Annotated in this window: 12 protein-coding genes; 10 read left to right on the top strand and 2 right to left on the bottom strand. The window is 71.2% G+C overall.

The window, feature by feature from the left end; translation table 11 throughout:
* Nucleotides 1-91: 91 nt before the first annotated feature.
* From paaA to fxsT, 10 genes are all read left to right on the top strand, one after another.
* Nucleotides 92-1,036 carry a 1,2-phenylacetyl-CoA epoxidase subunit PaaA gene (gene paaA, locus BZB76_RS18815; RefSeq protein ID WP_121435715.1) on the top strand — a complete coding sequence of 315 codons (945 nt, stop codon included), beginning with the start codon at nucleotides 92-94 and terminating at the stop codon, nucleotides 1,034-1,036.
* A gap of 8 nt (nucleotides 1,037-1,044) precedes the next feature.
* A complete protein-coding gene (paaB, locus tag BZB76_RS18820; protein ID WP_121435716.1) occupies nucleotides 1,045-1,329 on the top strand; it encodes a 1,2-phenylacetyl-CoA epoxidase subunit PaaB in 285 nt (94 codons plus the stop codon).
* A 10-nt stretch (nucleotides 1,330-1,339) separates the two neighbouring features.
* The gene (gene paaC, locus BZB76_RS18825) at nucleotides 1,340-2,254 is read left to right on the top strand and encodes a 1,2-phenylacetyl-CoA epoxidase subunit PaaC (protein WP_121435717.1); all 915 of its coding nucleotides are present in this window, start codon (nucleotides 1,340-1,342) and stop codon (nucleotides 2,252-2,254) included.
* Nucleotides 2,251-2,751 (top strand): 1,2-phenylacetyl-CoA epoxidase subunit PaaD, encoded by a 501-nt coding sequence (paaD, locus tag BZB76_RS18830; RefSeq protein WP_121436200.1) that lies wholly within the window; start codon nucleotides 2,251-2,253, stop codon nucleotides 2,749-2,751. The genes paaC and paaD overlap by 4 nt, the downstream gene beginning before the upstream one ends.
* 1 nt (nucleotide 2,752) lies before the next feature.
* The gene (gene paaE / locus BZB76_RS18835; RefSeq protein WP_121435718.1) at nucleotides 2,753-3,835 is read left to right on the top strand and encodes a 1,2-phenylacetyl-CoA epoxidase subunit PaaE; all 1,083 of its coding nucleotides are present in this window, start codon (nucleotides 2,753-2,755) and stop codon (nucleotides 3,833-3,835) included.
* Nucleotides 3,836-3,850: 15 nt separating this feature from the next.
* On the top strand, nucleotides 3,851-5,029 hold the full coding sequence (locus BZB76_RS18840) for a thiolase family protein (RefSeq protein WP_121435719.1): 1,179 nt from the start codon (nucleotides 3,851-3,853) through the stop codon (nucleotides 5,027-5,029).
* Complete coding sequence (locus tag BZB76_RS18845) at nucleotides 5,026-5,769, top strand: enoyl-CoA hydratase/isomerase family protein (protein WP_121435720.1); 744 nt, start codon at nucleotides 5,026-5,028, stop codon at nucleotides 5,767-5,769. Before BZB76_RS18840 ends, BZB76_RS18845 begins: the two co-directional genes overlap by 4 nt.
* A complete protein-coding gene (locus BZB76_RS18850) occupies nucleotides 5,766-6,608 on the top strand; it encodes a 3-hydroxyacyl-CoA dehydrogenase family protein (protein ID WP_121435721.1) in 843 nt (280 codons plus the stop codon). The genes BZB76_RS18845 and BZB76_RS18850 overlap by 4 nt, the downstream gene beginning before the upstream one ends.
* A gap of 286 nt (nucleotides 6,609-6,894) precedes the next feature.
* Nucleotides 6,895-7,080: an FxSxx-COOH cyclophane-containing RiPP peptide gene (fxsA, locus tag BZB76_RS18855; protein ID WP_121435722.1), complete on the top strand. Its 186-nt coding sequence runs from the start codon at nucleotides 6,895-6,897 to the stop codon at nucleotides 7,078-7,080.
* Nucleotides 7,081-7,193: 113 nt separating this feature from the next.
* On the top strand, nucleotides 7,194-9,710 hold the full coding sequence (gene fxsT, locus BZB76_RS18860; RefSeq protein ID WP_246007041.1) for an FxSxx-COOH system tetratricopeptide repeat protein: 2,517 nt from the start codon (nucleotides 7,194-7,196) through the stop codon (nucleotides 9,708-9,710).
* 96 nt (nucleotides 9,711-9,806) lie between these two features.
* Here the strand turns inward: fxsT and BZB76_RS35925 are convergent, their stop codons facing one another.
* Both BZB76_RS35925 and BZB76_RS18870 read right to left on the bottom strand, forming a co-directional pair.
* Nucleotides 9,807-12,389 carry an FxsB family cyclophane-forming radical SAM/SPASM peptide maturase gene (locus BZB76_RS35925; protein WP_121435724.1) on the bottom strand — a complete coding sequence of 861 codons (2,583 nt, stop codon included), beginning with the start codon at nucleotides 12,387-12,389 and terminating at the stop codon, nucleotides 9,807-9,809.
* Nucleotides 12,390-12,563: 174 nt separating this feature from the next.
* On the bottom strand, nucleotides 12,564-14,027 hold the full coding sequence (locus tag BZB76_RS18870) for an ATP-binding protein (RefSeq protein WP_121435725.1): 1,464 nt from the start codon (nucleotides 14,025-14,027) through the stop codon (nucleotides 12,564-12,566).
* Nucleotides 14,028-14,069: the final 42 nt, after the last annotated feature.

Raw genomic sequence — 14,069 nt, forward strand, 5'->3', positions numbered from 1 at the left:
CACATGTTGCGCCGGGGCGGGTTCGCGTGTCACCCTATTTACAGACCGATCGGTCAGTAAATCGATCGGCCGGAACTTCGGTGGAGGAACCATGACGGGCCAGGACGTCGCCGAGCGCGAGCTCGCGGCGCGCTTCGAGGCGACGATCGCCGGCCACGATCGCGTCGAGCCGCGCGACTGGATGCCGGCGGGCTACCGCGCGACGCTGGTGCGCCAGATCGCCCAGCACGCCCACTCGGAGATCATCGGCATGCAGCCCGAGGGCAACTGGATCACCCGGGCCCCGTCGCTGCGCCGCAAGGCGATTCTGCTCGCCAAGGTGCAGGACGAGGCCGGGCACGGCCTCTACCTCTACTCCGCGTGCGAGACGCTCGGCGTCACCCGCGAGGAGCTGACCGAGCGCCTGCTCTCCGGAGCCCAGAAGTACTCGTCGATCTTCAACTATCCGACGCTGACCTACGCCGACGTGGGCGCCATCGGATGGCTCGTGGACGGCGCCGCGATCTGCAACCAGGTCCCGCTGTGCCGGACGTCCTACGGCCCCTACGGCCGGGCGATGATCCGCATCTGCAAGGAGGAGTCGTTCCACCAGCGGCAGGGCTACGAACTGCTCGCCGCGATGATGCGGGGCACCGACGAGCAGCGGGCGATGGTGCAGGAGTCGGTCGACCGGTTCTGGTGGCCCGCCCTGATGATGTTCGGCCCGCCCGACGACGACTCCCCGAACACGGCGCGGTCGATGGCGTGGGGCATCAAGCGGCACACCAACGACGAACTGCGCCAGCGGATGGTGGACATGACCGTCCCGCAGGCGGAGGCGCTGGGCGTGACGCTGCCCGACCCGGAGCTGAAGTGGAACGAGGAGCGGCGGTCCTATGACTTCGGCGGCCCGGACTGGGACGAGTTCTGGTCCGTGGTGAAGGGCGACGGCCCGTGCAACGCCCAGCGCCTCGCCCACCGCCGCAGGGCCTGGGAGGAAGGCGCCTGGGTCCGCGAGGCCGCCCTGGCCTTCGCCGCCGCGGAGGGGGCCGAGTGAGTCGAGAGATGAGACGCCAATGGCCGCTGTACGAGGTGTTCGTGCGCGGCAGGCACGGGCTGAACCATGTGCACGTCGGGTCGCTGCACGCCGCCGACGACCGGATGGCCGTCCGGCACGCCCGCGACGTGTACACCCGGCGCAACGAGGGCGTGAGCATCTGGGTCATGCGGTCGGACGCGGTCGTGGCGTCCAGCCCCGACGAGAAGGACCCGCTGTTCGCGCCGGGCGGCGACAAGGTCTACCGGCACCCCACCTTCGCCGCCATGTCCGACGACGTCCCCCACATGTGAGGCGACCCCGATGACCGACCATGCGAACGCCTACGCGGGGCTCCTCGGCGGGGACGACTCCCAGTGGGCCTTCGGCACCGACTTCGAGGACCCGCTCGCGGGCGTCGACACCACGCTGCCCGACGGCGTCGACGGGACCGACCTGGCGACGTACTGCCTGATGCTCGCCGACGACGCCCTGGTGCTGTCGCACCGGCTCGCGGAGTGGTGCAGCAACGCCCCCGACCTCGAAGACGACATCGCCCTGGCCAACATCGCGCTGGACCTGCTCGGCCAGGCCCGGCTGCTGCTGGCGCGCGCCGCCGCGGCCGACCCTGGGGTCGTCCCCGCGCTGCCCGCGGGGTCGCCCGTCCCGCCGGAGGACGCCCTCGCCTACTTCCGCGCGGCCGCCGAGTTCCGCAACGTCCGGCTGGTGGAGGCCGAGAACGGCGACTTCGGCCGCACGATCGCCCGGCTCCTGCTGTTCGCCACCTGGCGGCTGGAGATCTTCCAGCGGCTCGTGTCGAGCCGGGACCGGGTCCTCGCCGCGATCGCGGCCAAGGGCGTCAAGGAGCTGGCGTATCACCGCGACTACGCCGGACGCTGGTTCCTGACGCTCGCCCGCGGCACCGGGGAGTCGCGCCGCCGCGTCGTCGCGGGGCTGGAGGCGGTGTGGCCGCTGCACGCGGAGCTGCTCACGACCCATCCGGTCGAACTGCGGGCCGCCCGCGCGGGCGTCGGCGTCGCCCCCGACACCGTGGCCGCCGAGGTCGGCGTCCTGCTCGACCAGGTGCTGTCGGTCGGCGGGGTCGCCCGTCCCGACGTGCGCCCGCTCGCCGGGGTGAACGGCCGGACCGGACGCGACGGTCTCCACACCGAGGCCCTGAGCCGCATGCTCGCCGAGATGCAGGTGGTGGCCAGGGAGCACCCGAGGGGGGCGTGGTGAGCACGGCGACGCGTGACGCCTGGCGGGTCGCGGCCTCGGTCACCGACCCGGAGATGCCGATGCTCACGCTCCACGACCTCGGCGTCCTGCGGGACGTGGCGGTCGTGGACGGACGCGTGATCGTCACGATCACCCCGACCTACTCGGGCTGCCCCGCGATGGCCACCATGCGCGACGACCTCCTGCACCGCCTCGCCGGCGCCGGTTTCGCGGACGCCGAGGTCCGCGTCAGCCTGCACCCGGCCTGGTCCAGCGATTGGATCACCGACCGGGGCCGGGCCGCGCTGGCCGAGCACGGACTGTCGCCCCCCGGCCCGGCGCCCGCGCGGAACGGGCCGGTTCCGCTGACGCTGCTGCCGCGCCGCCGCGCGCTCACCTGCCCCCGCTGCGGCTCGTCCGACACCGAGCTGACCTCGGAGTTCGGGCCCACCGCCTGCAAGGCCCTGTACCGGTGCACGGCGTGCCTGGAGCCGTTCGAGCACGTGAAGGAGATCTGACATGACGGTCGACCACGCCGCGGCCACCACCCGCGCGGCCTTCCACCGGCTGACGGTCGCGGACGTCGAACGGCTCACCGACGACTCCGCGGCCATCACCTTCGACGTCCCGTCCGACCTGCGCGGCGCGTTCGACTTCGCCGCCGGCCAGTCGCTCACCCTGCGCCGGACGATCGACGGGGCGGAACACCGCCGCTCGTACTCGATCTGCGCGCCCACCGGGGCACGGCCGCGGATCGGCGTCCGCGAGATCCCCGGCGGGCTGTTCTCCTCGTGGCTCGTCCGGGAGGTGCGGCCCGGCGACGGCGTCGAGGTGCAGCGCCCGAGCGGCGGGTTCCGCGCCGACCCGGGCACCGGCGGACGCCACCTGTGCGTGGCCGCGGGGTCGGGGATCACGCCGATGCTGTCGATCGCGGCGACCGTCCTCGCCGACCCCGACGCGGAGGTCACGCTCCTCTACGGCAACCGGACCAGCGGAACCGTCATGTTCGCCGAGGAACTCGCCGACCTCAAGGACCGGCACGGCCCCCGGTTCCAGCTCGTGCACGTCCTGTCGCGCGAGCCGCGCGCCGTCGACCTGCTCTCCGGCCGCCTGGAGGCCGACCGGCTGCGCCGCCTCCTTGCCGCGTTCGTGCCCGTCACCGCCCTGGACCACGTCTGGCTGTGCGGCCCGCTCGGCATGATCGAGGGCGCCCGGGAGGTGCTCGCCGAGGCCGGGGTGGACGCGTCCCGCGTCCATGTCGAGCTGTTCTACGTGGACGAGCCGCCCCCCGAGGTCCGGCGCGCGGACGAGACCGTGAGCGGCGAGACGAGCGACGTCACCATCGTGCTCGACGGCCGTGCCACGACCTCGGCCCTGCCCCGCGACCGCACCCTCCTCGACGGCGCCACCGCCGGCCGCAACGACCTGCCGTTCGCCTGCAAGGGCGGCGTGTGCGGAACCTGCCGCGCGAAGGTCCGCGCCGGCGAGGTCGACATGCGCCGCAACTACGCCCTCGAACCGGACGAGGTCGCCGCCGGTTTCGTCCTCACCTGCCAGTCCTTCGCCGTCAGCGACGCCGTGACCGTCGACTACGACGCCTGACCCTCCGGGAGATCCTTGATGGAAGCCTTCATCGTCGATGGCGCCCGCACGCCCATCGGCCGGTACGGCGGGGCCCTCGCCCACGCGCGGCCCGACGACCTCGCGGCCCTCGTCGTCGGCGAGGCCGTCCGCCGCGCGGGCGTCGACCCCGCCGAGGTGGACGAGGTCGTGCTCGGAGCCGCCAACCAGGCGGGGGAGGACAACCGCAACGTCGCCCGGATGGCCGCGCTGCTCGCCGGTTTCCCGGACGCCGTTCCCGGCTTCACCGTCAACCGGCTGTGCGCCTCCGGCCTGACCGCCGTGGCCACGGCCCGGCAGATGATCGCCGCCGGGGACGCGGACGTGGTCGTCGCGGGCGGCGTGGAGTCGATGACCCGCGCGCCCTGGGTCCAGGAGAAGCCCGCCAAGGCGTTCGCCAAGCCGGGCGCCGCGTTCGACACCTCCATCGGCTGGCGCTTCACCAACCCGCGACATGGCGCGGACACCACGCTGTCCATGCCGCAGACCGCCGAGCGGGTCGCCGAGCGGTGGGGGCTGACCCGCGAGGAGCTGGACGCGTTCGCGGTGCGCTCGCACGAACGCGCCCTCGACGCGATCAAGGACGGCCGGTTCGCGGACGAGATCGTCCCGGTGCCCGTCCGGGACGACCTCGTCGACACCGACGAGGGTCCCCGACCCGGGACGACGCCTGAGGTGCTGGCCCGGCTGCGTCCCGTCAACGGCCCCGGCGGGCTCGTGACCGCGGGCAACGCCAGCTCCCTCAACGACGGCGCCGCGGCGGTCGTCGTGGTGAGCGAGAGATACGCCGAACGGCGCGGGCTGCGGCCCCGCGCCCGCGTCGTCGCGGCGGCGAACGCGGGCGTCCCACCCGAGATCATGGGCATCGGCCCGGTGCCCGCCACACGCAAGGTCCTCGACCGCGCGGGCTGGACCCTGGACGACGTCGAGGCGGTCGAACTCAACGAGGCGTTCGCCTCCCAGTCCATCGCCTGCGTGCGCGACCTCGGACTCGACCTCGACATCGTCAACGCCGACGGCGGCGCCATCGCCCTCGGCCACCCGCTCGGCTGCTCCGGCACCCGCCTGGTCGTGACGCTCCTCGGCCGCCTCGAACGCGCGGGCGCCCGGCGCGGCCTCGCCACCATGTGCGTGGGTGTCGGGCAGGGCTCCGCGCTTCTTCTGGAGCGCCCGTGACCGCGGTCCGGGTCGAGCAGTCGGACGACCGGGTCGTGCTCCGCCTCGACCGTCCCCACGTCCGCAACGCCATCGACCAGCAGATGGTGGACGAACTCCACGCGGCGTGCGCCCTCCTCGAAGCCGACCCGCGCGTCGCGCTGATCATCGGGACGGGCGGCACCTTCGCCGCCGGAGCCGACATCGCCCAACTGCGGGAGCGCCGCCGCGACGACGCCCTGCGCGGCGTCAACTCCGCAATCTTCGACCGGATCCACCGGCTGCCGATGCCCACGATCGCCCTGGTCGACGGGTACGCGCTCGGCGGCGGCGCCGAACTCGCCTACGCCTGCGACTTCCGTGTCGGCGCTCCCACGACGCGCATCGGCAACCCCGAACCGGGTCTCGGCATCCTGGCCGCCGCGGGCGCCTGCTGGCGGCTGGCGGAACTGGTCGGCGAGCCCGTCGCCAAGGAGATCCTGCTCGCGGGCCGCGTCCTCGACGCCGCCGAGGCCCTCGCGCTGCACCTCCTCAACGAGGTCGTCCCCGCCGACGAACTGGAGGCGGCCGGACACCGCTGGGCGGACCGCATCCTCGCCCAGGCCCCGCTGGCGATCCGACTGACCAAGAAGCTCTTCCACGCGCCCCGCGCCGCCCATCCGTTCATCGACGACGTCGCGCAGGCCGTCCTGTTCGAGACCGAAGAAAAACACCGCCGCATGACCGCGTTCCTCGAACGCAAGAAGAAGGGGCGCTCATGAATGTTCCGGATCGCGTCGGCGTGTACGGCGGCGGACGCATGGGGGCCGGTATCGCACACGCGTTCCTGACGGCCGGATCCACCGTGACCGTCGTCGAGTCCGACGAGGCCGCCTCGCAGTCGGCCCGCGACCGTGTCGCGACGAGCCTGGACCGCGCCGCGGAACGCGGCCTGCTCCACGAAGACCCGCCCTCCGCTCTCGCCCGCCTCACGACAACGACCGACCCGACCGCCCTCGCCGAATCCGACCTCGTCATCGAGGCCGTCCCCGAGGACGTCGCCCTGAAGGGCACGGTGCTCGGCGTCGCGGCGTCCCATGCGCCGAAGGCCGCCCTGGCGACCAACACCAGTTCACTGTCGATCGACCACCTGGCCCGTGACCTGCCCGACCCGTCCCGGCTGATCGGCCTGCACTTCTTCAACCCGGTGCCTGCCAGCGACCTGATCGAGATCGTGGTCGGCGCCGCGACCTCGCCCGCGCTCGTCACCGAGGCCCGGGACTGGGCCGCCGCGCTCGGCAAGACCGCGATCACCGTGACCGACTCGCCGGGCTTCGCCAGCAGCCGTCTCGGCGTGGCGCTCGCCCTGGAGGCGATGCGCATGCTGGAGGAGGGCGTCGCCTCCGCCGAGGACATCGACACGGCGATGACCCTCGGCTACCGGCATCCCACCGGCCCGCTGCGCACCACGGACCTCGTCGGACTCGACGTCCGCCTCGCGATCGCCGAGCACCTCGAACGAGAACTGGGCCCGCGCTTCGCACCCCCCGCGATCCTCCGCGAAAAGGTCGAGGCGGGCCACCTGGGCCGAAAAACCGGCAGGGGTTTCTTCACCTGGTGACAGACCGCGGCGATGCCCGGCGCAGAAAGAAAGTCGGTGGATGTCTCTAATGTGGCCAAGTATGTATTGATGGACAGAATAGAAGTGGTGGTCCGCGGGCGAGAATCGGCGACTGTAATCCTGAATTGGTCGAATGGACGCCCGATGTTCAACCGGCGTTGCCGTCCGAGTGCGGGCCGGGGGCAGGAGAAGGCCCCTGTCGGCCACGTGCCGAGAAGCACATTTACGGTACCGTAGGTTAGGCTCGTCCCGTTGACACCGGAGGCATCGGCGCGAGGAGAGGTCCATGCGGCCCCATCAGCACAAAGACGTGCGGAGCGGTTTGATCGACGTGTCGGGGCTGTCGTTGGACGATCTTGAGGAACTGGATCGGTCCGTGCTCGGACTGGCGGTCCAGGAGCTTCTCGACCCCGACCGGCATGACGGCCCACCCGTCGCAGGGTTCACTTCGTACACCGATGCGGTGGACTGACATGAACATTGGCGACGGATTAGCCGATTTCTACTAAAAGTGTAAAAGTATACTGTGGGGCCGGTCGCTCCTCCGCTATTGTGTGAGGCGAAGCCGACCCGCGGAGGCGACTCGTGGACCGTTTACAGACCGGGGAAGGCCAGCGACGGGGTCCGGCGGTGTGGGGCAAGGTGCCGCTGCGCAACAAGAACTTCACGGGACGCGGGGAACTGCTCGAGTCATTACGCTCGAAGATCGAGGAGTCGTCGACCACGGTCGCGTTGCACGCCCTGCACGGCATGGGCGGCGTCGGCAAGACCCAGATGGCGATCGAGTACGCCTGGCGCTACCAGGACTGGTACGACCTGATCTGGTGGGTGCCGGCCGACCAGCCCATGATGATCCGTTCGGCCCTCGCGCAGCTCGCTCCCTTCCTCGACCTTCCCCAGGCGGCCGCGACCAGTGTCGGCGACGCCGCCGCCGCCGTGCTCGAGGCGCTGCGTCGCGGTGAGCCGTACGACCGCTGGCTGTTGATCTTCGACAATGCCGACCAGCCCGAGGACATCAACGAGCTGATGCCTCGCGGGCCGGGGCACGTGCTCCTCACCTCGCGCAACAACCGTTGGGCGGACATCGTCGAGACGCTCTCCGTCGACGTGTTCACCCGCGAGGAGAGCATCGAGTTCCTGCACAAGCGGGTCTCGCCCTCGGTCGGCCCGGAACACGCCGACAGGCTCGCCGAGCAACTGGGCGACCTTCCGCTCGCGCTGGAGCAGGCCGGGGCGCTGCTGGCCCAGACCGGCATGGCGCCGTCCGACTACCTGGAGGCCCTGACCCGCGAGACCGCCAATCTCCTCTCGGTCGGCAAGCCGAACGAGTACCCGATGTCGATGACCGCCGCGTGGAGCATCTCGGTCACCAACCTCGACCAGCGGATGCCCGAGGCGGTCGAGTTGTTGCGCTGTTGCGCGCTCTTCGGACCGGAGCCGATTCCCCGCGACGTGTTCCGGGCGGGTGGGGTGCGGCGTCCGCAGCTTGCCGAGTTGTTGTCGAGGCCGATCCAGCTCAGCCAGGCGATCGGCGAGCTGGGCAGGTACGCGCTGGTCAAGGTCGACCTGGGCAGCCGCACCGTGCAGGTCCATCGGCTGATCCAGGCGCTGGTGCGGGAGGCGCTCCCACCGTCCGAGCAGGAGGAGATCCGGGCGGACGTGCACCAGCTACTGGTCGGAGCGCTACCGCAGAACCCCGACGAGGCCTCCTACTGGGAGGCGTTCCGCAACCTGGTCCCGCATCTCGAGCCGACCAGGCTGGAGACCAGCTCCAACGACACCGTGCGGTCCATGGCCCTGGACATGATCCGGTATCTGTTCCTCTCCGGTGACTTCTCATCGGCCCTCCGCTACGTCGACCGTTTCATCGAGCACTGGTCGGAGAGCCCCGAGGCGCCCGGCGCCTACGCCCTGCGCTGCCTGCGGGAGAAGGGCAACATCCTCCGTGAGCTGGGCGACTACGGTGAGGCGTACGCGCTCAACCAGAGCACTCTGGAGCAGATGCGCGCCGCCGGGCTGGCCAAGGACGACACCTTCCCGCTGATCAACAGTATCGGCGCCGACCTGCGGGCCAGCGGACGGTTCCGCGAGGCGCTCGCCCACGACGAGGAGTCATGGACGGCGCATGTCGAGGCTTTCGGCCTCGAAGATCCACGGACCCTGCGCGCGACCAACAACCTGGCCGTGGACAACAGCCTCAACAGCCGCTTCCCCGATTCGATCCGCCTGCACGAGCAGGCGTTCAGCCTGGCCGACCAGGCGGGACGGACGATGGGAGCCGCGTTCCTCCTGGCCACCTGGAACGGGCTCGCGCGGGCCACCCGCCTCAACGGCGAGTACGGCCAGGCCTGCGACGTCGGTGAGGAGGCGTTCGCCTATGGCATCGACTACCTGGGCCACGACCACCCCTGGACGCTGCGGACCCAGCGGGACCTCGCCATCGCGTTGCGGCGGTTCGGTGAGCTGGAGCGCGCCGAGGAGCTGGCGTACGACGTCCACAACCGATGCGTCGACCTGTTCGGACTCGACCAGCCGGACACGCTGGCGTCGGCGATGTCGCTGGCCAATGTGCGACGCAACGCTAAACGTGCGCAGGAAGGGCTGGAGCTCGCGGCCGACACCGTGCAGCGTTACCGGAGGATCTATGGTCGCGAGCATCCCTACACGCTCGCCTGTGCCGGTAACCACGCGCTGTTGCTGCGGCTGATCACCTCTCCGCAGGAGGCACGTGACCTCAACGAGTGCACGCTCGCGGCCCTGGAGACGGTGGTGGGCAAGGACCACCACTACTACCTGACCGTGGCGACCAACCTCGCGAGCGACCACGCCGAGCTTCGTGACTTCGAGCGGGCCGTCGCGATCGGCGAGAGTACGGTGCCTCGGCTGCGTCGCCTGCTCCGCGGCGACCATCCGATGACGCTGGCCTGCGCCGGCAACCTGTCCGCGGATCTTCGCATGCTCGGCCGCTCCGAGGACGCGGAGCGACTGGCCGCCGAGACCGAGGCCGCCTACGGCCGGACGCTTCCGCACGACCACCCGGACGTCCGCGCCTTCAAGGAGCATCGGCACCTGGACCTCGACTTCGACCCGCCACCGATCTGACGCCGTTCGACGCCGTTCGAGGTTCCGCCTGGACGTCCACGGAACCACGGCGTTCGCCGTCATGCGCCTCGCCTGGTCAGCGCACGGCGATCCCGGTCATCGTACGGTGACGGTCTCGCCGTCCGGCCGCTCCCGCCAGCGTGCGAGGTGCCGGTCGGCCGCCGCGGCGGCCCGCTCCTCGGCGTCCGCGGGGACGGGCTCGGCGCACCAGGCCTCGAGCGTCCGGCCCATCACGGTGACGAACGCCTCGCCGGCGTCGGTGAGCCGCCCGCTTTCCAGCAGCGTCGAGATCGCCTGTGCCGTGGCCGTCCGCCACCGGGCGAACTCGACGTCCGCGCGCCCCGCGGCGCCGGCGTTCCCGGTGGCGCGCTCGCGTCTCCAGAAGGCGACGACGCCGAGGTGCGCGTAGGCGCCCTGCAGCAATCCGGCGAGTGGACGCGGGTCCTCCCGCCAGGGCGCGTAGTACCGGCCGCCGTCATCCGGCAGCGTCAGGGGAACGAGGTCGATCAGTGCCGTGAGCTTGACGTGCTGGACCTCATGGGCCAGCGTCACGGCCAGCCCTTGGACGTCGCGCGGAGTCGACACCCCGACGTTCCCGAGGGCCTGTTTCGACGTCGCGCTGCTCTCACCCGCGGGCGGCGCGGTCAGCGGCGTCAGCACCGTGATGAGGGACCGGACCTCGTCGGCGACCGCGCGGTGCCCGTCGACCAGCAGGGCCCATGCCGCGTCCAGCCTGGTCCGCCATCGCGCGAGTTCCTCGTCCGTCAGCGGCCGGGACGCGAGGTCGGCGCCGGGCATCCGGTCGGGGTCCAGTTCGTCCAACGCGAAGCCGACCGGTACGCCCTCATGTTCGGCGGTGAGACGGTACAGGGCGGTCCAGCCCGGCCCGTCCTCGTCCAGAGTCGCAGGTAGTTCCACCGGGCCCACCGCGGCGCCGTCCGGTCCCGAACGGACGACGACGCGGTCGCCGCCCGCCACGGTCGCCGCGCCCAGAGACGGCAGCACGACGCGTCCCGCGGTCGCCGGGAGTTCGACGGCGGCCGGGAACCCGGCCCGGATCGCCGCGGCGGCGGCGATCGCCCCCAGCCGGTCGGCGCAGGCCCGGAGGTCAGGTGACTCGCCGGAGAGGTTCTGCAAGGCCCGCAAGGCCGAGGCCGCGACCGTCGGATAGTCGAGAACGGCCCGGGCGGCCCCCGGATCGGCGCGCTGCACCGCCGCGATCAGCCGGTACGCCTCGCGCACCGGTCCGGCGCGATCCGGATCGATCCGCATGGCGTGATCCCGCGCGCCGCGCAACAGCAGCAGTCGCTTGCTCCGCTGGGCCGCCTGGAGCGCACCGACGGCTTCGGCGCCACCACCGCCCACGGCCATTTCGAGGAAGACCTTTTCGGGGACGGTGTGGCGGGACGGATTAATCACTCGGTTCCTCTCGTCCGATCCTTTGATTTCGATTCGTTGCCGCCCGCTCTTCCGCAGATCGGAAAAGTCCCGGCGCACGGTCGTGGCGATATGCGAGATGAGCCGGAACAGGTCCCGGCAGTAGACGCTCGGATTGGCGAACCCGCTGCCGGCGCGGTATCGATGCGGATAGAGCCCGCCGCCGCAGATCCGGACCAGGTCGCAGTCCAGGCATTCGTCCGAGAGCGCGCGCAGGCCGATCTGGCGGGCCGCGAACGACGGCAGCATGAGGGCCTCGTCCAGGCTGTCGCGGGAGACGTGCAGCGGCGTCCGGGGCGCGCCTTCGTAGGCGGCCTTGAGCGTGTCCACCTGCTCGATGGCCCCGTTGGTCTCGATGACGGCGGCGGCGAAAGGGGAGAGCCCGACCGACTCCATCCGGGACGGGCGGCCGAACACCATCCGGATGATCTCGTTGAAGAGCCGGACACGGGTCTCGCTCTCCGGAGCCTTGTACCACCGGTCGAAGACGCGGACGAGCCAGTCGCCGTACGGCGCGTCGGACGAGGCAGTCGAGGCGGCGGCGACGGCTCTCGGGGGAGGGCTGTCCCACGTGCCGTGGGGGAGGAGGAAGTCCAGTGACGGCGGCCCGAAGTCCAGCAGCGCCTCGTAGGTGGTCACCGGATCGTTGCGCAGGTCGATCGTGCTCAGAAACCCGGCGAACAGATGCCGGTACCGCGGTTCGAGGAGCCGTTCCAGACCTGTCACCACCCGCCGGTGACTGCCACTCCCGTTGGGTGCCCTGCGGTGGCGGTCGTGGCCTTCCTCGTCACCGTCCAGGCTGACGCTCACGCGCACGCCGAGTTCGGCGAACAGCTCGAGGAACTCCGAGTCGAGCAGAATCCCGTTCGTCTGGAGGCTGGCGCCGACGGTCACGCCGCCACCCACCGCCTTCCGGACGGCGGTCACGGCGTGTCGCAGACTCGCAGGCCCGGCGAGCAGTGGTTCGCCGCCGTGGAGGATCAACTCGATGCGGGACAGGCCGTTCGACTCGACATGTTCGGCGATGCGTCGCGCGACCGCGTCGATGGTGGCGTCCGCCATGCGCCGTGGCTGGGTACGCCAGCTTTGGTCGGCCATTTCGTACATGTAGCAGTACGAACATGCCAAATTGCATCTGCTGTGGATCTTGACGACGAACTCCCGGAAAGGCGTCGGCCGCCAGCCGTCCTTCAGCAGCGCGCGCACATCCAGGCGGGCCGGCCAGTCGGGCCCCTTCGGCACAGTCTCAGCTCCAGGCTCCAGAGCCACACCAACCTCCACGGTGGAATCCGCATGCGGCGCTGGGCAGCGGGATTCTCCCCCGTGGTCCAGTCAGCGCAGATGATGACACGATTTTCGGGCGGCACGCCCGCACCCCCAATTTGGGTGTGCTTGCGGCATGTCTTGTGGGCCGCTTCACGCGCCGGTCTCAGGGCCTGACATTTCCTCCAATACGAGCGCGCGGATCAACCGGTGCACCCGGATCTCGTGGTCGTCGACGTGGGCGAGCCCGGACCGCCGCAGCTCCTCGACGGCCCCGAACCGGTCGGCCAGCAGGGCGGCGAACTCCCCGTCCAGCCCCGTCACGACGGGCGCGGACGGCTCGCCCGGTTCCGGCGCCGGAAGCGGAATCGGGGCGGACGAGCGTCGTGCGCAGTGCCTCAACAGGGTCAGCGCCTCCGGTGAGCGGGTGCCGAGCTTGTTCGCCGCCAGGCTCCACGCGATCTTCAGGGTCACCGGATACGCGGTCGGAGCGGCCACGTTCAGCGCGCCGCCGGGTTCGCGCGCCAGCCGCGCCAGGCAGCCGACGACGCTCAGCCGGGGGAACCGGTCGAGGAGCGTGGCCGCCTGTTCCATGCCGAGCGGCAGGTCTCCCAGCGCCTCGGCGAAGCGCTCCGCGTCGGCGAGGTCGTACCGCTCCCGCTCCAGCCCCCGGCGCAGCCTGCGGGCGAAGAACTCGACGCTCTCGGCGCGGCTGAAGCCGTCGACCTCGATGGCCTCGCCGACCTGGTCGACGGACGCCCACGCGGGGTCGCGTGAGGTGATGAGCACCTGGCCGCCGCCGCCCGGGATCAGTTCGAGGAGATCGTCGGTGACATGGCCGGCGTTGTCGAAGACCAGCAGCCAGCGGTCGCCGAACGCACCGTCCCGCAGCGCGGCCATCACCGCCCGCGCCGCGTCCATGATGGGGATCGGACCGGTGAAGTCCAGGCCGAGCCGGGGCGCCAGCGCGGCCAGCGCCGAGCCCGCATGGGACGGTTCGCCGGCCGGGATCCAGACCACCAGTTCGCGGCCGGAGTCGGGCCGTCGCGCGTACTCCACCGCCAACTGGGTCTTGCCGACGCCGAGCAACCCGTGCAGCACCTGGACACGGCCTCTGGAGAAGCCTGCGGCGAGGCGCTCCGACAGCCCGGTCCTGCCGGTGAAGTACCGATTCCTTTCCGGGACCGGTCCCTGGAAGGGATCGGCTCCACCGAAGGACGTCCGTGGCTCGGTCGGTTCCGCGCGAGGCGACGGTTCCTGGAGTCGTTCGACGATTCGATCCACCAGCAGGTCCAGGGGCCCGAGCGTTCCGGCCTGGTCGTCCACGGGGGTCAGCCGGGTCGGGTCGGCCGCGTTCCACTTCCTCTGCGCCTCGACCTTCAACCGGGCCCTGGCCTGCATGTCGGTCCTGGCGCAGGCGTCGATCAGGGCCTCGACGAAGACCCATTCGGGACGCGTCTTTCCGGACAGCCGCTCGGAGATGACGGACTTCGAATACGGCATCCGTTCCTCGAGCAGGCGCATCGACAACCGATGGTCGTCGACGACCTTTCGCAGAAACCGCGCGAGCTCCCGGGGCTCGACATGCTCCCCCCGGAGATCGGCCCATCTCGCCATCCCGCCTCCGTCCAAGACCCGGACACCGGACGTCCGCCGTTC

Origin of the sequence: Actinomadura pelletieri DSM 43383, from assembly GCF_003634705.1 — a bacterium.
GTDB classification, from domain to species: domain Bacteria; phylum Actinomycetota; class Actinomycetes; order Streptosporangiales; family Streptosporangiaceae; genus Spirillospora; species Spirillospora pelletieri.